The organism is Paraburkholderia sp. BL9I2N2 (genome assembly GCF_004339745.1).
In the GTDB taxonomy this organism is placed as follows: domain Bacteria; phylum Pseudomonadota; class Gammaproteobacteria; order Burkholderiales; family Burkholderiaceae; genus Paraburkholderia.
This window is the reverse complement of record NZ_SMGP01000001.1, coordinates 4656931-4677328: the sequence shown is the minus strand read 5'-3', so window position 1 is coordinate 4677328 and position 20398 is coordinate 4656931. Positions and strand designations below refer to the sequence as shown.

Sequence of the window (20398 nt, the reverse complement as noted above, 5' to 3'; positions counted from 1 at the left end):
CGGCCGTTTTTTGTGCGGTTCGGGTAATCAACTCGGCCGCGTCGGCGGCACTCACGCGACCAGCGGATTTTACGCTTCGAAGTGAACCGGCTCGCCCGCCTGCTGCGTGGCGTACTCCGACAGCGCGGCAAAAAACTCCGTGCCGCTGCGCGTGTCGCGCCATTCGCCGTCGACGAAACGGAAGTGGAAACCACCCGCTTTCGCGGCGATCCAGATCTCGCTCATAGGTGGCTGCAGGTTGACGATGATCTTTGAGCGATTCTCGAATTCGAGGGTCAGGACGTTGCCGCTGCGCTCCAGTTCGATGTCGGCATCCGTGTCGTCGAGCGCGCGTTCGATGGCGGCTAGCGCGGCTTCCGCGCGGGTCAGGTATTCACTATCGGACATGCTAAACTCCATCGATTATTTATTCAGGGACAGTCATGCGAGTCGTATCTCGGATGCGCGCGGCGGCGCCCGGCCGCGCGATTGTAGCGGGTTTAGCCATTCTCGCAGGTTGTGCACTTGCCGGCTGCGGACAACGCGGTTCGCTCTATTTGCCCACCGTGCCGCCGCTACCGGCCAAGCCGATCGATCGCACGCAAACGCCGCCGAACGTTGCGCAACCCGCCTCGGCAACATCCACCGACATGAGCACCGTCCCGGATACCTCCGGCACACCGCTTTCGTTGGCGCCGGAAAACGAACTCGCCACGCCGCCCGCCTCCGCTGCATCAGCTACGGCGGCTCCGCTGCCTGCTTCCGCCGCCACACCTGTTCAATAAGACTTTCGCATGACTCGATCCGCATTTGACTACGTCGACGGCGTGCTGCACGCCGAAGGCGTGTCCGCCGTCTCCCTCGCCGAGCAGTTCGGCACGCCGCTGTACGTGTATTCGCGCGCCGCGCTCACCGAGGCGTGGAACGCCTACGCGGGTGCGTGCGCCGGGCGTCGCGCGAGTGTGCATGTCGCCGTGAAGGCCAATAGCAACCTCGCCGTGCTGAACGTTTTCGCGCGCCTGGGCGCCGGCTTCGACATCGTGTCGGGCGGCGAGCTGGCGCGTGTGTTGGCTGCCGGCGGCAAAGCGGAAAACACTGTGTTTTCCGGCGTCGGCAAGAACGCGGATGAAATGCGCGACGCGCTCGTGGCCGGCGTGAAATGCTTCAACGTCGAATCGATTCCCGAGCTCGATCGCCTGAATGCGGTTGCCGCGGAAATGGGCAAGAAAGCGCCCGTTTCGCTGCGCGTGAATCCTGACGTCGACGCGAAGACGCATCCGTATATTTCCACCGGCCTGAAGTCGAACAAATTCGGCGTCGCATTCGAAGACGCGCGCGCCACGTATCAGGCGGCCGCGGCCATGGCGAATCTCGAAGTGGTCGGCATCGACTGCCATATCGGCTCGCAGATCACCGAAGTCGCGCCGTATCTCGACGCGGTCGACAAGGTTCTGGAGCTGGTCGAGCAGATCGAGCAGGACGGCGTGAAGATTCGTCACATCGACGTGGGCGGCGGTCTCGGCATCACGTACGACGATGAAACGCCGCCGGAAATCGGCGAGTTCGTGCGCATCGTGCTCGATCGCATCGAAGCGCGCGGTCACGGCCATCGCGAAGTGTATTTCGAGCCGGGCCGTTCGCTGGTCGGCAACGCGGGCGTGCTGCTCACGCGCGTCGAGTTTCTGAAGCCGGGCGCGGAAAAGAACTTCGCTATCGTCGACGCGGCCATGACCGATCTCGCGCGCCCCGCCATGTACGAGGCGTATCACGCGATCGACCCGGTCGCGGAGCGCGACGTGCCGGCCCACGTATACGATGTGGTCGGTCCGGTTTGCGAGAGCGGCGATTGGCTCGGACGTGAACGCCTGCTGGCGGTCGAACCGGGCGATCTGCTGGCGATCCGCTCGGCCGGCGCATACGGATTCGTGATGAGCTCGAACTACAACACACGTCCGCGCGCGGCGGAGGTGATGGTTGATGGTACACAGGTGCATGTGGTTCGCGCACGCGAAGAGGTGAAGCAGTTGTTTGCGGGCGAAACGGTTTTGCCGGCGTAACCTTCAACAACTGCCCCAACATCAAAAAGGCGATGCCACCGCGGCATCGCCTTTTTGTGTTTACGTCGCCGTTGTGCGCGATCTACGTCAGCGCAGCGCCGATCAACGCGTCTTCGACGTCCTGTCACGCGCCCAAACGATCAAGCGCCAGCCCAGCAAAGCCAACATGATCGCGCCGTAAATCTTCGGCAGGATCAGATCGTGTTTGCCGGCCTTCATCCACCAGAAGTGCAGGATCGCCAGCGCGCCGATTAGGTAGATCGACCGATGCAACATCTGCCAGCGACGCCCGAGCTTGCGCACCATCGCGCGCGGCGACGTCACGGCTAATGCGATCAGCAACACGAACGCCGCGAACCCCACCGTGATAAACGGTCGCTTGCCGATGTCCTTGATGATGTCAGCGACATCGAACCATTTATCGAACCACAGGTAAGTGGTGAAATGCAGCGTCGCGTAGAAAAACGCATAGAGTCCGAGCATCCGCCGAAAACGCACGAACGCGGCGACGCCGGTGAGTCGGCGCAACGGCGTCACGGCCAGCGTGATGCAGAGAAAGACGAGCGTCCAGAGACCCGTCGAGCGCGTGATGAACTCGATCGGATTCGCGCCGAGCCGGTCGGTCAAGCCAAATAGCACGATGCGCGCGAGCGGATACCATCCCGCGATAAACACCGCGATCTTGGCCGGCACGATCCAACGCGCGCCGGCTGCGGGGCGCTTCGCCGCCACCGACGCGGACGCTTGTGCGCGCGGCGTTTTTCGTTCGGCCTGGGTAGCGGATTGCGTATCGGAAGCCATGTTCGCGCCGCTCAAAAATTCTTCTTCAGGTCCATGCCCTGATAAAGCGACGCGACCTGATCGCCGTAGCCGTTGAACATCAATGTCTTGCGCTTGGGCGTGAAGAAACCGTCTTCGCCGATGCGTCGCTCGGTCGCCTGACTCCAGCGCGGATGATCGACGTTCGGATTCACGTTCGAATAAAACCCATACTCGTTCGATGCGTACGTATTCCAGCTGGTCGGCGGCTGCTTGTCGAGGAAGCGGATCTTCACCAGCGACTTCGCGCTCTTGAAGCCATACTTCCACGGCACCACGACCCGCACCGGCGCGCCGTTCTGATTGGGCAGCACCTGGCCGTAGAGGCCCATCGTCAGCAACGTCAGCGGATTCATCGCTTCGTCCATGCGCAGACCTTCGGAGTACGGCCAATCGAGCACGGGCGTCGACAGTCCGGGCATTTGCGACGGATCGGCCAGCGTGATGAACTGCACGTATTTGGCATTGCCCGTCGGTTGCACGCGCTTGATCAACTCCGAGAGCGGCACGCCGATCCACGGAATCACCATCGACCAGCCTTCGACGCAACGCAACCTGTACACGCGCTCCTCGAGCGGCGCGAGCTTGAGCAATTCGTCGATATCGTAGACCTTCGGATTCTTGATCTCACCCTCGACGCTCACCTTCCACGGGTGCGGCCGCAGCGTCCCGGCATTGTGCGCGGGATCGGCCTTGTCGGTGCCGAACTCGTAGAAGTTGTTGTACGTGGTGATGTCCTTGTACGGCGTGATCTTGTCGAGCGCGACGAATTTGGGGTTGGTCTTCGCCGCCAGCTTTTGCGCTTTCGGGTCCGGCGACGTATAAGCCGCCAGCGCCTCGCCGTTCACCCCGATCAGACTGCCGAGCGCCACCGCGCCGGCCGCCTGCAACACGCGCCGCCGGTTCTGGAAAACGCGCTGCGGCGTGATTTCGCTGCGCGCAATGTCGTCGCCAGTGAGTTGAATTCTGTCGCTACGCTTGATCCACATCGTGCTGCTCCTTGCCGGCCCATCGGTCTATGCATCTTAAGGGGCCATATTGATGATCGCTCGTCCGGGCGTCCGTCTTTCAGCCATCCATGGGTACTGTCAGGGCGAACACTCTGGAGGCAGCCAATATTCCATTGGCCGTAAAAAAACCGCCGGTGCGAAGCACACGGCGGTTTTGAGTCGGTTCAGAACGGCAGATCTTACAGCTTGCCGTAACTATGCAGGCCCGACAGGAACATATTGACGCCGAGGAAGGCGAAGGTCGTCACCAGCAGGCCGGTCAGCGCCCACCATGCCGCGACCGCGCCACGCAGCCCCTTCATCAGACGCATGTGCAGCCACGCCGCATAGTTCAGCCAGACGATCAGCGCCCACGTTTCCTTCGGGTCCCAGCTCCAGTAGCCGCCCCAGGCTTCAGCGGCCCACAGCGCGCCGAGAATCGTCGCGATCGTGAAGAAAGCGAAACCGACGGCGATCGACTTGTACATCACGTCGTCGAGCACTTCGAGCGCCGGCAGGCGATCGGCCAGCACGCCGCGCTCCTTCGACAGGTACGCGACAGCCACCATGGCCGACAACGCGAAGCTGCCATAGCCGATAAAGTTCGCCGGCACGTGAATCTTCATCCACCAGCTTTGCAGCGCCGGAACCAGCGGCTGGATCTGCTGCGCGTCACGCGCCACCGAGTACCACATCAGGAAACCGACCGCGGCGCTGATCACCAGCAGCACGAACGCGCCAAGCGCACGGGTGTTGTAGTGCTGCTCGTAGTACAGATAGAAAAGCGCGGTGATCAGGCTGAACAGCACGAACACTTCGTACAGGTTCGAGATAGGAATATGGCCGACGTCCGCGCCGATCAGGTACGACTCGTACCAGCGCACCATCAGGCCGACAAAGCCCATCACCACTGCCGCCCACGTCATTTTCGAGCCAATCGCGGCGCCGGTCGGCGAGCGCGACAGCAGGCCGATCCAGTAGAAGACGGTGGCGAACACGAAGAGCGCGCTCATCCACAGAATTGCGGACTGGCTCGACAGGAAATACTTGAGGAAGAAGGCGTTATCCGCGCGGCTGAGATCGCCGTGATAGATCTGGATGGCCAGCAGCGACAGCGCCGCGATGCCCACCATCAGCGGACGCACCGGTTTCCAGCGCCAGCCGAGCACCACGAAAACCGGCACCGCGCAGCAGAGCACCAGCTTGTCGTAGTAATTCATGAACGGGTGATAGCGCGACAGCGCGAACCCGGCGCCCGCGACCATCGCGAGGGCAAACAGCCAGTCGACGACGCCGAGCCGCTTCAGGAACGGCCGTTCGTCGTACTCGCCGATGTTGAGTGACTCGCCTGCCAGCGCCTTTTGGGGCCGCGAAGAGGGAGATTGGGAAACCTGAGTCAAGTCCATGATCTTACCGGGTCGAATCTTGTGAGCTTGCGGACGGCGCGCCGGCGTTGCCGGATTGAGCGGAGGCGCCGGCGGCGTCGGGTGCTTCAACGAGTTTGGCGCCCAACGCGGCGCCTACCGCGTCGCGCGTCTGGACGAACTCTTTCTCGAAGTCGAGCGTCTTGCGCGCGCTCGACATCGCCATCACGACGTTCGTGCCGTGCTCGGTGTCTTTAAGCCAGAACCAGAGGCGCCGTTCGCGGACGTAGAACATCGAAAAGATGCCCAACACGAGGAGCAGGCTGCCAAGATACACGACTTTTTTGCCCGGCGCGCGCGTCAACTGAAATACCGAAGCTTGCACCTGCTTGAATGAGTCAAGCTGTAAATAGACCGGCGATCCATACAAAAAGCTGTCGGAAATCGCGTTGATCGAGCTTTGGATGAAACGGCTGGCGTCCGGATTGGCCGGCGCCTCGGGCTCGCCGAGTTGCTGGCGGGACAGTTGATACAGGTCCCACGTCGCGCCTTCGAGCATGCGCAACAGCAGGCCGGCGGCCTTTTCCTGCTCGCCCTTCGGCACCGAATGGTCGATAAAACCGGCAATAGCCTGGAAGCCGCCGACCGTCTGGCCGTTCGGCATCTTGATGCCGTTGTCCGCACCCGCAAAAAGGGTCAGCACTCGCAGCGCGCTTTCTTCGAGATGCTGTTGCAATTCCGCGTTCGAACCGGGCACCGAGCGCAGCGCGAAACGGTGAGCCGCCGAGGCGCGCATGGCCGGATCCTCGAGCGTGGCGCGCAGGTTCATCCATTCCTTGACGGTGCCACCGTTGTCGGCGGGAATGCGCAGGTAGCGGAACGGATCGTCCGGATTGACGCGCATGCCGGCGAGGAACATCTTTTCGCCGGATACGTCGACCGGCAGCATGTAGTTGTTGTACTCGCGCGCCTGGCCGTCCTTGTCGCGCACCTTGTATTGCACCGACGGGCCGACGTTGTGCAGATCGAGCGGCTTCGAGGTCTTCGCGCCGGAGCCGAGGCGCTCGTCGAACGCTTCCTTCAGCGTGCGCTGCGCCGCGACGCCGCGGGCGTCGGTCTGGCCGCTGCCGTTCTGGATGTTTTCGACGTTGATCGCGCGGAAATCTGTGAATTCGACCGTCTGGCCGTCGGCGAGCGGCGTGGCCGTGCCCAACGGCGCATTGCCGCCGATCGTGCCGCCGAACGGTGCGGTCTTCGCGCTCGCGCCGCTCATCGGGTAGGCCGTCATCTGCATCTGCGAGCCGCCGTCCTGGAAGCTCGACTGATAAATCGATACGCCGTCGTAGGTGAACGGCTTGTTCACTTCGACGCGCGCAGGAACGCGCGCGCCGGTCTTGTGATCCACCACCACGATGTCGCTCGCGAACAGCTTCGGCATGCCCGTCGAGTAGTAATCGACGATGAACTTGTTCAGTTCGATCGAAAACGGCAGGTCCTGAATCAGCGAGCCGTCCGGCTGGTTGAGGATCGCCGTGGACACGTGCTGGCCTTCCGGCACCCACGCGTAGCCGCGGAACGTCGGATTGGACTGTGACAGGCGATGGTCCGGCGTGATGTCGTTGATCACCGTGTTGGCGCGGATCGGCGACTTGTCGAACAGCCACATTTGCAGCTTGATCGGCAGATTGCTGTCCAGCAGGCCGCCGAGACAAATCACCACGATCGCAATGTGAGCAGAGATGTAGCCGAACTTGGTCAAGGCGCCGCGCTTGGCGGCGATCAAGGTCGCGCCTTCGGACTCTCGCGTGACGAACTTGTAGCCGAGCTTCGCCGAGAGCTTGGCGAGCAACGTCGCGGTCTGCGCGCGGGAGGCATGCACCGCGAATTCGCCCTTGTGATGGAAGGCGCGCAGGCTGCCTTCGCGAACCCTGTCCTTCCAGCTCTTCGCGTCGGCGACCATTTTCGGCGCATTGCGGATCACGCACAGCGACACCGACACCATCAGGAAGCCGAGAATCAGCATGAACCACCACGAGCTGTACACCGTGTACAGGCTCAGCGAGCGGAAGATGTCTGCCCAGAAGGGGCCGAACTGATTGACGTAGTTGGGATACGGATCGTCCTGCGTGAGGACGGTGCCGATGATGCTGGCGATCGACAGAATCACGAGCAACGAAATGGCAAAACGCATCGAACTCAAGACTTCGACGACGCTGCGCATGACGCGATTGCCCGACTTCGACTGCAAACCCGACGTGGTGACGCTCATTCATACTCCGACTGAACAGCAAAAAAGGGTGAAGGGCTGTCGTAGGCACGACGCCCTCACCCTTTTCTTGTTTTGTACCGGCCTCGCCGGGCCGGTTGCACTTGCGTGCGGACTTCCTAGTGCAAGCCCGCGATGTAATCGGCTACAGCCTTGATCTCGTTGTCCGACAGACGCGTTGCAATAGCATGCATCGCCTCGTTGTTGTTACGTGCGCCAAGACCTTGCGTGAACGCGGTCAACTGCGCCACCGTGTATTCCGCCCACTGCCCCGACAGCCGTGGATACTGCGACGGAATCCCTTGCCCGGTCGGCCCGTGGCAGCTTGCGCACGCCGGCACGCCCTTGTCGGCAATGCCGCCGCGATAAATCTTCTGGCCGAGCGGCACGGTGTCCTTGTTGTGCGCGTAGCCCGGCTTCTGGGTCTGCGCCGCGAAATAAGCTGCGACGTTGACCATATCCTGATCGGACAGTGCCGCCGCCATGCCCGCCATGATCGCATTGTTGCGCGCTGGCTGCTTGGCACCCGACTGGGTCTTGAAGTCCTTGAGTTGCTTGACGAGATACTCAGGGTGCTGGCCCGCCAGCTTCGGATACGCGCCGCCGGCACTGTTGCCGTCTGCCCCGTGACATGACGCGCACACCTGCACCGCGATTGCCTGCCCCCGATTGACGTCCGGCTTTGCCGGTTCTGCTGCTCGTGCCTGAATTGCCAAACCTGAAAGACCTGCCGCTACATGAAGCACCATCAGAGTCTTGCTCAGTCGATTCATTCGCACACCCTGTCTCGTCTTGTGGGATTTTTAGAGCGCCCCCAAACCTGCCGCTTCGCGCCAGGCCCGGCGTTTTTCTTGAAGGTTTTGCAAAATACGACGGCGACCGAGTGACCGCCAGGAGCCGCCAAGGCACGTGGGCTGGCCCCCTCAGGTTTTCAGTAAACCATCGTATTGTACAATAACTCGCTAATCGCTAAGACGCCAGTCGGGCTTGACCCGTCCCCACTCCGGGTTCCCCGGCGTCTCGAATCCTGGCCTGATCATGTCCTTCCTGCTCCACCAATCCCGCTTTTTCACGACCGTCAATCACTTGCGTGATCTGCCGGCCACTTCGCAACCCGAGATCGCCTTTGCGGGACGCTCGAACGCAGGCAAGTCGACGGCCATTAATATTCTGTGCAATCAGAAGCGATTGGCGTTCGCCAGTAAGACGCCGGGACGCACGCAGCATATCAATTACTTTTCGGTGGGCAAGGCGGACGAGCCGACCGCGCACCTGGTCGACCTGCCGGGCTACGGCTACGCGGAAGTGCCGGGCGCGGCCAAGGCGCACTGGGAAGCGCTGCTGTCCACCTACCTGCAATCGCGCTCGCAATTGCGCGGCATGATCCTGATGATGGATTCACGCCGCCCGCTGACCGATCTGGACCGCCGCATGATCGAGTGGTTCGCGCCGACCGGCAAGCCGATCCACACGCTCCTGACCAAATGCGACAAATTGACGCGTCAGGAAAGCGTGAACGCGCTGCGCGCGACCCAGAAAGGTCTGGCTGAGTATCGCACCGCCGGCTACCAGGGCGAACTAACCGCCCAGCTGTTCTCGGCGCTCAAACGCGTCGGCATCGACGAAGCGCACGAGCTGATCGAAAGCTGGCTGATCCCCGAGGCGAAGGGCGAAACGGACGTCGCTCAGTAAGCGAGGCGAACATCGCCGGACAAGGCAAAAACGCCATTCCGGCCGCCCATAAAAAAACCCGCCGCTTTAACGGCGGGTCAAACAGCCTAATCGAAAAACGACAGGCACCCGCTCAGGGAGGAGAAGCGGGGAGGTCAGCGCAAGGCGCCTTGCTCGATCGGTATGATATACCATTGTCTCGAAAAGTTTCCGGCAGCGGAGGCAGGCGTTACTTGTCCACTCCACACATCCACGTTTCTTCGATTCGCTATGAGCTTCTATCCGCACTACCGTCCGCGCCGCATGCGCCGCGACGACTTCTCGCGCCGTCTGATGCGGGAAAACATCCTCACCACCAACGATCTGATTTATCCCGTCTTTATCGTCGAAGGCACCAACGTGCGGCAAGCCGTGCCGTCGATGCCGGGCGTCGAGCGCGTGTCGGTCGATCTGCTGATGGGCGTGGCTGAACAATGCGTCGAACTGGGCGTGCCCGTGCTGTCGCTGTTCCCGGCGATCGAGCCGTCGCTGAAAACGCCCGATGGCCGCGAAGCGACCAACCCGGCCGGTTTGATTCCGCGCGCGGTTCGCGAACTCAAAAAGAACTTCCCCGGGCTGGGCGTGCTCACCGACGTGGCGCTCGATCCCTACACGAGCCACGGTCAGGACGGCGTGCTCGACGAAACCGGCTATGTGATCAACGACGAGACCGTCGAGATTCTGGTCGAACAGGCGCGCGCGCAGGCTGAAGCCGGCGTCGACATCGTTGCGCCTTCGGACATGATGGACGGCCGCATTGGCGCGATCCGCGAAATGCTCGAGAGCGAAGACCATATCCATACGCGGATCATGGCTTATGCGGCCAAGTTCGCGTCGGCGTTTTACGGCCCGTTCCGCGACGCCGTCGGTTCCGCGACGAACCTCGGCAAGAGCAACAAGATGACTTACCAGATGGATCCGGCCAATTCGAATGAGGCGCTGCGCGAAGTGCAAGCGGACATCAACGAAGGCGCGGACATGGTGATGGTCAAGCCCGGCATGCCGTATCTCGATATCGTGCGTCGCGTGAAGGACGAGTTCCAGTTCCCGACCTATGTGTATCAGGTGAGTGGCGAGTACGCGATGCTGAAGGCGGCCGCGCAGAACGGCTGGCTCGATCACGACAAGGCGATGATGGAATCGCTGCTTGCCTTCAAGCGGGCGGGCGCGGACGGCGTGCTGACCTATTTCGCGTTGGATGCCGCGCGGATTTTGCGCTCGCAGAAGTAAGGCGACGCGCCGCCCGGCGCCGTGACGAACCGCCGGTTTGCGTTACGCACCCGGCGCGTTCACCCGATCCAGACTGCGCAAAAATTTATCCGCGGACTCGTAGCCGACGACGCGCAGCACCTCCTTGCCACTCTGATCGAAAAAGATGATCCCCGGTGGCCCGAACAAACTGAAGCGCTTGAGCAGCATCTGATCGTCGACATTGTTGGCGGTCACGTCGGCGCGCAACAGGTTCATCTGCTTCAATTTCGCTTGAACACGCGGATCGCTGAAGGTGAATTTCTCCATCTCTTTGCAGCTGACGCACCAGTCCGCGTAAAAATCGAGCATGGCGGGCTGTGCAGCCGTTTTGACGGCCTGGTCGAGTTCATTCGATGAACGGACCGGGGCGAACGTCAAATCGCTCTGCGGCTCGCTGTCCGGCTTATTCGAAGTGTTCGCGACGCCCGCTTCTCCGCCACGCGCCGCCAACACCGCAAGCGGGCGCAGCGGATCGGATGAGCCCGCCGCCAGCCCGACCAGCAGGACCGCCGCCCAGATGGCAAATGCTGCACCGATGCCTCGCCCGAGCCGGCGCCACACGGAAGCCTCCGCTGTGGGTGCCGAGAACAAGCCGAGGGAGGCCGCGGCGATCAGCAGCCAGAGCGCGCTCAGTAGCATCGTCGCAGTCGCGCCGAGCACCGGCCAGACGATCCACAGGGCGGCCGCAAGCAGCACGACGCCGAAGAACACCTTGACGCTGTCCATCCATGCGCCGGCGCGCGGCAGCAGTGTGCCCGCGCCTAGACCGAGGATCAGCAGCGGCGCGCCCAATCCCAATCCCATCGAAAACAGCGCCGCACCGCCGAGCACGGCGTCGCCTGTATGCGCGATGAACGCCAGCACCGCGAAGAGCGGTGCGGTCATGCAGGCGCCGACCACCAACGCGGACAGCGCGCCCATCACGGCAACGGCCGCAAACTTGCCCCCGGAGCGCCCGGTCGATGCACGCGAGACGCCGTCCTGCCAACGCTGCGGCAGCGCAATGTCGAAACCTGCAATCAGGGTCAGCGCGAAAATGGCCAACAGGACGCCAAAAGCGCCAAGCACCCAAGGGTTTTGCAGCCACGCGCCGAGACTCTGCCCGACCAGCGCGGCAGCGATGCCGAGCGCCGTGTACACAAGCGCCATGCCGATCACATAGGCCAGCGACAGTGCGAATCCACGTGCACGCGTCACGCGCGCACCTTCGCCGATGATGATCGCAGAGAGAATCGGAATCATTGGGTACGAACACGGGAGCAGACTGAGCACGGCGCCGGCGACGAAATAGAGTCCGACGATCGCGAAGAAACCACCGCCTTGCAGCAGCGACTGCGCGTAGTCTGCGCTGGTGGCGCGGTCGTACCACGAGGTGGCCGCGGCAGCGGATTTCTGCGCAACTTCGGCGCCGGCGTCAGCCGCGCTGCCGGCCGACTGCAGAGCCGCGCCGCTCACGTGATACACGCGCTCCATCGGCGGATAGCAGATGCCGGCATCAGCACAGCCCTGCGACGTCACCGCCAGGTCGAACGGTCCGGCCGCCTGTTTAACGGGAATCCGGATCGTCAGTTCGTTCCGATACGTCTCGACGTTCTTGTTAAAGGTCTGATCGAACTTGACGTGGCCAGCCGGCAATTGCGGCTCGCCGATCGTGGTCGTGCCGTTGCGCGTCGCGAAGGCGAAGCGCTCACGATACATGTAGTAGCCATCCGCGATTTTGTAGGTCACGTCGACTTCGCCGGGTTTCTCCGACGCGCTGAATTTGAACGCGACCGCAGGATCGAGAAAATCGTCCGCCGCGCGGGCGAGCGTGCCGAACTGCGCGAAGATCAGGCAACCAAGCAGGAAGAATACGGTGCGCAGTGCATTGCGCGCGCGCCGATCGAGGCCGTTAAACATGAAGAGGACGTTGGGTTTCAGCAGTGATCCACTGGCCGTACGCGGCCGATGCCGTCGCTTGCCATGAGAGGATTTCCGGCGTGTCGTAGGGATGGTGAGCCTGAATGTACTGCTCGAGTTCGAGCGCGCGTGCCGCGCTGGTCTTGAACAGCAACTGGATTTCCTGCGCTGTTTCGATCGCGCCCTGCCAGTGATAGCTGGACTGCACGGTGCCTAACTGCGTGGCACAGGCGCATAGCCGCGCGACCAAGGCATCTGCGGCAAGCTTCTGAGCCACGGCCGCATCCGGCACCGTTGTCAGAATCAAGGTCACATTCACGCTCACAGATGGCTCCGGCAAAGGCACGATTCAGGTGCCGATATCGTATCACCTAGCCTTGTCCGACCGCTGAGGGCTCTGCAGCGGCCACGCGGCAAATGGCCGCAACCATTGCGTTCTGGCGCTATAAACAAAAAAGCCAGGCTTGGCGCCTGGCTTTTTTTTGGATGCGAGGAAGCTTACTCAGCTTCTTGCACTTCAACTTCTTCAACTTCCGGACGATCGAGCAGTTCGACCAGTGCCATCGGAGCGTTGTCGCCGACGCGGAAGCCGAACTTCAGAACGCGCAGGTAGCCGCCCGGACGGGTAGCGTAACGCGGACCCAGAACTTCGAACAGCTTCGTGACCGAGTCACGATCGCGCAGGCGGTTAAACGCCAGACGACGATTTGCCAGCGACGGCTTCTTGCCGAGCGTGATCAGCGGCTCGACAACCTTACGGAGTTCTTTCGCCTTCGGCAGCGTGGTCTTGATGACTTCGTGCTCGATCAGCGAATTGGACATATTACGGAGCATTGCCAGACGGTGGCTGCTCGTGCGGTTCAGTTTCCGCAAACCATGACGGTGACGCATGTTAATTCCTTCGATTCAGAGTTTTGGTCCAGCTCTTCTATCGCGCTCGAACTACCTGCGGTTTCCCAATGGTAGCGAGTGCACGGGCCGGTAGTAAAAAAGACAAGACGCGGATTTTAAAGGAAAATCCGCGTCTTTGCCAGTGCAGCGACGGGTTCTGTCCCGGGATTACTTGTCGACTTACTTGTCCAACCCTGCCGGCGGCCAGTTTTCGAGTTTCATGCCGAGCGTCAAACCACGCGACGCCAGTACTTCCTTGATTTCGTTCAGCGACTTGCGACCCAGATTCGGCGTCTTCAGCAGCTCGTTTTCCGTGCGCTGGATCAGGTCGCCGATGTAGTAAATGTTCTCGGCCTTCAGGCAGTTCGCGGAACGAACCGTCAGTTCGAGATCATCGACCGGACGCAGCAGGATCGGATCGATCTGCGGCGCACGCGACGGCGCTTCAGCCGTTGCTTCGGTGCCTTCCAGTGCAGCGAAGACCGACAGTTGATCGACCAGAATGCGCGCCGATTGACGGATCGCTTCTTCCGGCGAAATCACACCGTTGGTTTCGATGTTCATCACGAGCTTGTCGAGGTCGGTACGCTGTTCGACGCGAGCGCTTTCAACGGCGTAGCTCACGCGGCGAACCGGCGAGAACGACGCGTCCAGCACGATACGGCCGATGATCTTGGCCGACTCTTCGCCGTAACGACGTACGTTGCCCGGCACATAGCCGCGGCCTTTCTCGACCTTGATCTGCACGTCGAGCTTGCCGCCCTTCGACAGATGCGCAATCACGTGATCCGGGTTGATCACTTCGCAATCGTGCGCGAGTTCGATGTCGCCAGCGGTGACAACGCCTTCGCCTTCCTTGCGCAGCGTAACCGTTACTTCATCACGGTTATGCAGCTTGAAGACCACGCCCTTCAGGTTCAACAACAGGTTGACCACATCCTCTTGCACACCGTCGAGCGTCGAATACTCATGTACGACGCCTGCGATCGTCACTTCGGTCGGCGCGTAGCCCACCATCGACGACAGCAGCACGCGCCGGAGCGCGTTACCCAAGGTGTGGCCGTAACCGCGTTCAAACGGTTCCATGACCACTTTCGCATGGCTCTCACCAAGCGATTCAACAGCGATGATCTTGGGCTTCAACAAACTGGTTTGCATAGGTTTTCCTTTTCAATACCCTCGGCTCGTTACACCGATAAGGCTGACCGGTAACAACCTGAAAATAAACAGCCGAGGCGCCCCCTTGCTCAGCGCAATCAGGGTGCCCCGGCCGTTAATCCGATTACCGCGAATACAATTCGACGATCAGGCTTTCGTTGATATCGCCAGCGATGTCGCTGCGTTCCGGCTTCTGCTTGAACGTGCCTTCGAACTTCTTCGAATCGACAGCGACCCAGCTCGGCAGACCGCCTTGCTCAGCCAGCGACAGTGCTTCGAGAATCCGCGCCTGCTTCTTCTTCGTTTCGCGCACCGCGACGACGTCGCCTGCCTTCACTTGCATCGACGGGATGTTCGACACCACGCCGTTCACGACGATCGCCTTGTGGCTCACGAGCTGACGTGCTTCAGCGCGCGTCGAGCCGAAGCCCATGCGATACACGACGTTATCCAGACGCGATTCGAGCAACTGCAGCAGGTTTTCACCCGTGTTGCCCTTCAGGCGGTCGGCTTCAGCGAAGTAACGACGGAATTGACGCTCGAGGACGCCGTAGATGCGCTTCACTTTTTGCTTTTCGCGCAGCTGCGTGCCGTAGTCGGACGTACGTGCGCCCGAGGTGCGGCCGTGTTGGCCGGGCTTGCTGTCAAGCTTGCACTTGTCAGCGAGCGAACGACGGGCGCTCTTCAGGAAAAGGTCAGTGCCTTCACGGCGGGACAGCTTGGCCTTAGGGCCGATATAACGTGCCACGTTGATTCCTTCAATGATTAATCACGCGAATGCGTGCACTCGCGCTAGTCCGAACCCTTTGGGCCGAACGGTGGGCTTAGTCAATTCAATAGCGCAAGCAGCCTGCCGCCGCGCAGGGCGGCAACAGGCGCAAGCAATACTAGCGTCTTAGATACGACGACGCTTCGGCGGACGGCAGCCGTTGTGCGGGACCGGGGTCACGTCGGAGATCGCGGTGATCTTGATGCCAAGACCATGCAACGCGCGCACCGCCGACTCACGGCCAGGACCGGGGCCCTTGATCCGCACTTCGAGGTTCTTCACGCCGTATTCCATCGCCACGCGGCCAGCCGATTCGGCTGCCACCTGGGCTGCAAACGGGGTCGATTTACGCGAACCCTTGAAGCCCTGACCACCCGACGTTGCCCAAGCAAGTGCATTGCCTTGACGATCGGTGATCGTGATGATGGTGTTGTTGAACGACGCGTGAACGTGAACCACGCCCTCGGCGACGTTCTTCTTGACCTTCTTGCGAACGCGTTGCGCCGCGGAGTTGTTCGAAGCCTTAGCCATTACGTTTTCCTGTAACTGTCAGTTCCGCTTACTTCTTCAGCGATTGCGCTGCACGACGCGGACCCTTGCGCGTACGGGCATTCGTACGCGTACGTTGGCCGCGCAGGGGCAAGCCCTTACGATGCCGAACGCCACGGTAGCAGCCGAGATCCATCAGGCGCTTGATGTTCATCGTCGTTTCACGGCGCAGATCGCCTTCAACGATGAACTTGCCGACTTCTTCACGCAGCTTTTCGAGGTCTGCGTCGTTCAGGTCTTTGACCTTCTTCGAAAATGCCACACCAGCAGCGACGCAAATGTCGCGCGAGCGCGTGCGGCCGATACCGTAAATAGCCGTCAGGCCGATTTCGGTATGCTGGTGATTCGGGATGTTAACCCCTGCGATACGAGCCATTGTTTTTCCTCAAACAAAAAGCGCAAGCAAAAGCGCGGCGTTCAGCCTTGACGCTGTTTGTGGCGCGGATCAGAGCTGCAAATCACGCGCACAACGCCTTTGCGCTTGATGATCTTGCAATTGCGGCAAATGCGCTTAACCGATGCCATCACTTTCATGATATTACCCTTTTTTCAAATCACTTCGCCCGGAACACGATCCGCGCACGCGACAGATCGTAAGGCGTCAATTCAACCGTCACCTTGTCGCCCGGCAAGATTCGGATGTAGTGCATCCGCATCTTCCCGGATATGTGTCCCAATACGACATGGCCGTTTTCCAGCTTCACCCTGAAGGTAGCGTTAGGCAGGTTTTCGATGACTTCACCCTGCATCTGGATAACATCGTCTTTGGCCATAAGTCCTTTCAACGCATCGGGACGCCGCCGCCTTTGAAATTAGCTTTCTTCAGCAGCGATTCATACTGTTGCGACATAACGTACGACTGCACCTGCGCCATGAAATCCATTGTGACGACGACAATGATCAGCAGCGACGTTCCACCAAAATAAAACGGCACGTTCCAGCGCAGCACCAAAAACTCGGGCAGCAGACAAACAAACACGATGTAGATCGCACCGGCCAGCGTCAGACGCGTGAGGATGCGGTCGATATATCGCGCCGTTTGATCGCCCGGGCGGATGCCTGGGACGAAAGCGCCACTCTTTTTCAGGTTGTCGGCCGTCTCTCTGCTGTTGAACACCAGTGCGGTGTAGAAGAAACAGAAGAAAACGATCGCCAACGCGTACAGCAACACGTACACGGGTTGACCGGGCTTGAGGGCTTCGGCCACGTTGTGCAACGTGTCTGCGAACCAGCCGGTACGCGACCCCGAACTAAACCAGTTCAGGATAGTTGCCGGGAAGAGAATGATCGACGATGCAAAGATCGGCGGAATCACGCCCGACATGTTCAGCTTCAACGGCAGATGCGAAGACTGTCCGCCGTAAATCTTGTTACCGACTTGCCGCTTTGCGTAGTTCACAAGAATCTTGCGCTGGCCGCGTTCGATGAACACCACCAGATACGTCACAGCAGCAATCAGCGCGACGACGATAATCGCGGATATCGGGCTCATCGAACCGGTTTGCACCAGCGAAACAAGACCACCGATCGCATTCGGGAAACCCGCTGCAATCCCACCGAAAATAATGATCGAGATACCGTTGCCAAGCCCGCGTTCCGTGATCTGCTCACCTAGCCACATCAGGAACATCGTGCCGGTCACCAGCGTCACGACCGTCGTCAAACGAAAAACCATCCCCGGGTCGATCACGAGACCAGGCTGATTTTCCAGCGCCACGGCAATGCCGAAGGCCTGGAACGTTGCCAGCAGGACCGTAAAGATACGCGTGTACTGCGTAATCTTCCGTTGACCTGCCTGCCCTTCTTTTTTCAGCGCTTCGAGCTGCGGCGAGACAATTGCCAGCAACTGCATGATGATCGACGCCGAAATATACGGCATGATCCCCAGCGCAAAAATCGTGAACCGCGAAAGTGCGCCACCCGAGAACATGTTGAACATGCCAAGGATGCCGCCCGACTGGCTTTGGAACAACTTTGCCAGCTGGTCCGGGTCAATACCCGGCACCGGAATATGCGCGCCGATACGGTAGACGATCAGCGCCAGCAGCAGGAACACTGCTCGCCGACGCAGATCGCCGAACTTCGCCGCGCCGCGACCGGGTTTTGCGAGACTCGGGCTGTTAGCCAAGTACCTTCTCCGATGCAAATGCTAGTGACGGCAAATAACTTGCACGTTACTCGGCAAAAGAGCCGCCGGCTGCTTCAATAGCAGCGCGCGCACCCTTCGTCGCACCCAGACCCTTCACAACGACCTTGCGCTTGAGCTCGCCCGTCGCGATGATCTTGGCGCTCTTGATCAGCTCGCCGACCAGGCCGGCTTGCTTCAGAGCCAGCAGATCGATTTCGTCGACCGGCAGCTTTTCCAGATCCGAGAGACGCACTTCACCGACGAATTCCTTCGTCAGCGAGGTGAAGCCACGCTTCGGCAGGCGACGTTGCAGCGGCATTTGACCGCCTTCGAAGCCAACCTTGTGAAAGCCGCCCGAACGCGACTTCTGACCCTTGTGACCACGGCCAGCGGTTTTGCCGAGGCCGGAGCCGATGCCGCGACCAACGCGACGCTTTGCGTGCTTCGCGCCTTCAGCCGGCTTCAGGTTATTCAATTCCATTATCAACTCCTTGAGTCCTGGTCAGCCGCTTAGCTGATGACCTTAACGAGGTACGAAACCTTGTTGATCATGCCGCGCACAGCCGGCGTGTCCTGCAACTCGCTAACCGAGTTGAGTCGGCGCAGGCCCAAGCCACGCACCGTTGCACGGTGCGTTTCACGGGTGCCGATCAGGCTCTTGACGAGCTGGACCTTGACAGTTTTATCAGACATGGTGTCCACCTTAGCCCAGAATATCTTCGACGGACTTGCCGCGCTTCGCCGCGATGTCGCCCGGCGTGGACTGCTTGCGCAGACCGTCGAGCGTTGCACGAACGAGGTTGTACGGGTTCGTCGAACCGTGGCTCTTGGCCACAACGTTCTGCACGCCCATCACGTCGAACACTGCGCGCATCGGGCCGCCAGCGATCACACCGGTACCGTCCTTGGCCGGGGCCAGGAGGACCATCGATGCGCCGTGCTTACCGTGCACTTCGTGTTGCAGGGTACCGTTCTTGAGCGGCACCTTGAACATGTTGCGGCGAGCCTGTTCCATCGCCTTCTGAACAGCGACCGGCACTTCCTTCGCCTTGCCCTTGCCCATACCGACGCGGCCATCACCGTCGCCAACCACGGTCAGTGCGGCGAAACCGAGAATCCGGCCACCCTTCACGACCTTGGTCACGCGGTTGACCGAAATCATTTTTTCACGAAGGCCGTCGTCGCGTTCGTCAGCCTGAACTTTCGCTTGCATCTTTGCCATGACGAATTCTTCCCTTAGAACTTGAGTCCGGCTTCGCGCGCCGCATCAGCCAGCGCTTTCACGCGGCCGTGGTAACGGAAACCCGAACGGTCGAAGGCGACGGATTCGATGCCGGCAGCCTTAGCCTTTTCTGCGATGCGCTTGCCGATCAGCGTAGCAGCGGCGACGTTGCCGCCCTTGCCCGTTTGATCAGCCAGTTGCGCACGCACTTCGGCCTCGAGCGTCGACGCGCTGGCGAGCACCTTGGTGCCGCACGGCGAGAACACTTGCGCATAGATGTGCGTGTTCGTGCGATGCACGGCGAGACGCGCGACCTGCAGCTCAGCGATCTTGATACGCGTCTGACGAGCGCGGCGCAGGCGAGATTGAGTCTTATCCATGATTGCGCACCCTTACTTCTTCTTCGTTTCTTTGAGGATCACAACCTCGTTGGCGTAACGCACACCCTTGCCCTTGTAGGGCTCCGGCGGGCGATAGCCGCGCACTTCTGCAGCGACCTGGCCAACTTGTTGCTTATTGATCCCCTTGATCACGATTTCGGTTTGCGTCGGGGTTTCAGCCTTGACGCCTTCCGGCATCTGGTGCACCACGGGGTGCGAGAAACCCAGCGACAGATTCAGCTTGTCGCCTTGCGCTTGTGCGCGGTAACCAACGCCAACCAGCGTCAGCTTGCGCTCGAAACCCTTCGTCACGCCGTTCACCATGTTCGCAACCAGTGCGCGCATCGTGCCCGACATCGCATTCGCTTCGCGGCTTTCGTCAACCGGCTCGAACTTCAGCGTGCCGTTGTCGTTCACCACCTTCACGAGGCTGTTAGCAGCCTGCGAAATCGTACCCAGCGGGCCCTTGACGGTAATGCGATCGTCGCTCAGGGCCACTTCGGCGCCTTGCAGCGCGACCGGGCTTTTACCTACTCGAGACATGTTTCTCTCCTTTCGGCCTTAAGCGACGTAGCAGATGACTTCGCCGCCAACGCCCGTTGCGCGCGCCTTGCGGTCCGTCATCACGCCCTTCGGCGTCGACACGATTGCCACGCCGAGGCCATTCATGACCACAGGGATGTCGTTACGGCCGCGGTACACACGCAGACCAGGCTTCGAAACGCGTTCAATGCGCTCGATGACCGGGCGGCCAGCGTAGTACTTCAACACGATGTTCAATTCAGACTTCGCACCTTCGGACTTCACTGCGAAATCATCGATATAGCCTTCGTCCTTCAGGACCTGCGCAATCGCAACCTTGACTTTCGACGAGGGCATAGTCACCGAGACTTTCTCAACCATCTGCGCATTGCGGATGCGAGTCAGCATATCGGCGATAGGATCACTCATGCTCATTTACGTTTCT

At 60.6% G+C, this 20398-nt stretch carries 26 protein-coding genes; 4 read left to right on the top strand and 22 right to left on the bottom strand.

Annotated elements, in window-relative coordinates; translation table 11 throughout:
• Positions 1-69 precede the first annotated feature (69 nt).
• Positions 70-387, bottom strand: coding sequence for an iron donor protein CyaY (cyaY, locus tag B0G74_RS21410; RefSeq protein ID WP_011490036.1), 318 nt, complete (start codon positions 385-387; stop codon positions 70-72).
• 35 nt (positions 388-422) lie between these two features.
• Here cyaY and B0G74_RS21405 point away from each other — a divergent pair, with 35 nt between their 5' ends.
• Positions 423-764: a lipoprotein gene (locus B0G74_RS21405; protein ID WP_132376710.1), complete on the top strand. Its 342-nt coding sequence runs from the start codon at positions 423-425 to the stop codon at positions 762-764.
• Positions 765-773: 9 nt separating this feature from the next.
• Positions 774-2036 carry a diaminopimelate decarboxylase gene (lysA, locus tag B0G74_RS21400; RefSeq protein ID WP_132376709.1) on the top strand — a complete coding sequence of 421 codons (1263 nt, stop codon included), beginning with the start codon at positions 774-776 and terminating at the stop codon, positions 2034-2036.
• 102 nt (positions 2037-2138) lie between these two features.
• Here lysA and msrQ read toward each other — a convergent pair whose 3' ends face one another.
• From msrQ to B0G74_RS21375, 5 genes are all read right to left on the bottom strand, one after another.
• Positions 2139-2837 carry a protein-methionine-sulfoxide reductase heme-binding subunit MsrQ gene (gene msrQ / locus B0G74_RS21395; RefSeq protein ID WP_132376708.1) on the bottom strand — a complete coding sequence of 233 codons (699 nt, stop codon included), beginning with the start codon at positions 2835-2837 and terminating at the stop codon, positions 2139-2141.
• Between the two features lie 11 nt (positions 2838-2848).
• Positions 2849-3844, bottom strand: a complete 996-nt coding sequence (gene msrP, locus B0G74_RS21390; protein ID WP_132376707.1) for a protein-methionine-sulfoxide reductase catalytic subunit MsrP — start codon at positions 3842-3844, stop codon at positions 2849-2851.
• Between the two features lie 200 nt (positions 3845-4044).
• Positions 4045-5250: a c-type cytochrome biogenesis protein CcsB gene (ccsB, locus tag B0G74_RS21385; protein ID WP_132376706.1), complete on the bottom strand. Its 1206-nt coding sequence runs from the start codon at positions 5248-5250 to the stop codon at positions 4045-4047.
• A gap of 4 nt (positions 5251-5254) precedes the next feature.
• On the bottom strand, positions 5255-7477 hold the full coding sequence (locus B0G74_RS21380) for a cytochrome c biogenesis protein ResB (RefSeq protein WP_132376705.1): 2223 nt from the start codon (positions 7475-7477) through the stop codon (positions 5255-5257).
• Positions 7478-7593: 116 nt separating this feature from the next.
• Positions 7594-8247 carry a c-type cytochrome gene (locus B0G74_RS21375; protein ID WP_132376704.1) on the bottom strand — a complete coding sequence of 218 codons (654 nt, stop codon included), beginning with the start codon at positions 8245-8247 and terminating at the stop codon, positions 7594-7596.
• A gap of 265 nt (positions 8248-8512) precedes the next feature.
• On the opposite strand from B0G74_RS21375, the gene yihA reads away from it, so the two are divergent.
• Both yihA and hemB read left to right on the top strand, forming a co-directional pair.
• The gene (gene yihA, locus B0G74_RS21370; RefSeq protein ID WP_132376703.1) at positions 8513-9166 is read left to right on the top strand and encodes a ribosome biogenesis GTP-binding protein YihA/YsxC; all 654 of its coding nucleotides are present in this window, start codon (positions 8513-8515) and stop codon (positions 9164-9166) included.
• Positions 9167-9415: 249 nt separating this feature from the next.
• Complete coding sequence (gene hemB / locus B0G74_RS21365) at positions 9416-10414, top strand: porphobilinogen synthase (protein WP_132376702.1); 999 nt, start codon at positions 9416-9418, stop codon at positions 10412-10414.
• A gap of 42 nt (positions 10415-10456) precedes the next feature.
• On the opposite strand, the gene dsbD is transcribed toward hemB, so the two are convergent.
• The 16 genes from dsbD to rpsH all read right to left on the bottom strand — a co-directional run bounded on the left by dsbD (position 10457) and on the right by rpsH (position 20388).
• Complete coding sequence (gene dsbD, locus B0G74_RS21360; RefSeq protein WP_132376701.1) at positions 10457-12334, bottom strand: protein-disulfide reductase DsbD; 1878 nt, start codon at positions 12332-12334, stop codon at positions 10457-10459.
• A complete protein-coding gene (cutA, locus tag B0G74_RS21355) occupies positions 12327-12653 on the bottom strand; it encodes a divalent-cation tolerance protein CutA (RefSeq protein WP_207915688.1) in 327 nt (108 codons plus the stop codon). Before cutA ends, dsbD begins: the two co-directional genes overlap by 8 nt.
• A 179-nt stretch (positions 12654-12832) precedes the next feature.
• Entirely contained in the window at positions 12833-13225 is a 393-nt protein-coding gene (gene rplQ / locus B0G74_RS21350; protein WP_006052227.1) for a 50S ribosomal protein L17, read from the bottom strand.
• Positions 13226-13405: 180 nt separating this feature from the next.
• The gene (rpoA, locus tag B0G74_RS21345) at positions 13406-14383 is read right to left on the bottom strand and encodes a DNA-directed RNA polymerase subunit alpha (protein WP_028199575.1); all 978 of its coding nucleotides are present in this window, start codon (positions 14381-14383) and stop codon (positions 13406-13408) included.
• A gap of 124 nt (positions 14384-14507) precedes the next feature.
• Entirely contained in the window at positions 14508-15131 is a 624-nt protein-coding gene (gene rpsD, locus B0G74_RS21340) for a 30S ribosomal protein S4 (RefSeq protein ID WP_106284146.1), read from the bottom strand.
• Positions 15132-15278: 147 nt separating this feature from the next.
• Positions 15279-15683 carry a 30S ribosomal protein S11 gene (gene rpsK, locus B0G74_RS21335; protein ID WP_006052224.1) on the bottom strand — a complete coding sequence of 135 codons (405 nt, stop codon included), beginning with the start codon at positions 15681-15683 and terminating at the stop codon, positions 15279-15281.
• Positions 15684-15711: 28 nt separating this feature from the next.
• Positions 15712-16077 (bottom strand): 30S ribosomal protein S13, encoded by a 366-nt coding sequence (gene rpsM, locus B0G74_RS21330; protein WP_006052223.1) that lies wholly within the window; start codon positions 16075-16077, stop codon positions 15712-15714.
• A gap of 41 nt (positions 16078-16118) precedes the next feature.
• Positions 16119-16235, bottom strand: a complete 117-nt coding sequence (gene rpmJ, locus B0G74_RS21325) for a 50S ribosomal protein L36 (protein ID WP_004199844.1) — start codon at positions 16233-16235, stop codon at positions 16119-16121.
• Positions 16236-16255: 20 nt separating this feature from the next.
• Positions 16256-16474 (bottom strand): translation initiation factor IF-1, encoded by a 219-nt coding sequence (gene infA / locus B0G74_RS21320; RefSeq protein ID WP_004521905.1) that lies wholly within the window; start codon positions 16472-16474, stop codon positions 16256-16258.
• Positions 16475-16482: 8 nt separating this feature from the next.
• Positions 16483-17829, bottom strand: coding sequence for a preprotein translocase subunit SecY (secY, locus tag B0G74_RS21315; protein WP_132376699.1), 1347 nt, complete (start codon positions 17827-17829; stop codon positions 16483-16485).
• Between the two features lie 46 nt (positions 17830-17875).
• On the bottom strand, positions 17876-18310 hold the full coding sequence (gene rplO / locus B0G74_RS21310; protein ID WP_011490050.1) for a 50S ribosomal protein L15: 435 nt from the start codon (positions 18308-18310) through the stop codon (positions 17876-17878).
• A gap of 29 nt (positions 18311-18339) precedes the next feature.
• Positions 18340-18522: a 50S ribosomal protein L30 gene (gene rpmD, locus B0G74_RS21305; RefSeq protein ID WP_007180126.1), complete on the bottom strand. Its 183-nt coding sequence runs from the start codon at positions 18520-18522 to the stop codon at positions 18340-18342.
• A gap of 10 nt (positions 18523-18532) precedes the next feature.
• Positions 18533-19051, bottom strand: a complete 519-nt coding sequence (gene rpsE / locus B0G74_RS21300) for a 30S ribosomal protein S5 (RefSeq protein ID WP_006052219.1) — start codon at positions 19049-19051, stop codon at positions 18533-18535.
• Positions 19052-19065: 14 nt separating this feature from the next.
• The gene (gene rplR, locus B0G74_RS21295; RefSeq protein WP_006052218.1) at positions 19066-19431 is read right to left on the bottom strand and encodes a 50S ribosomal protein L18; all 366 of its coding nucleotides are present in this window, start codon (positions 19429-19431) and stop codon (positions 19066-19068) included.
• Between the two features lie 12 nt (positions 19432-19443).
• The gene (gene rplF, locus B0G74_RS21290) at positions 19444-19974 is read right to left on the bottom strand and encodes a 50S ribosomal protein L6 (protein WP_132376698.1); all 531 of its coding nucleotides are present in this window, start codon (positions 19972-19974) and stop codon (positions 19444-19446) included.
• 18 nt (positions 19975-19992) lie between these two features.
• On the bottom strand, positions 19993-20388 hold the full coding sequence (gene rpsH, locus B0G74_RS21285) for a 30S ribosomal protein S8 (RefSeq protein ID WP_006052216.1): 396 nt from the start codon (positions 20386-20388) through the stop codon (positions 19993-19995).
• Between the last annotated feature and the right edge of the window lie 10 nt (positions 20389-20398).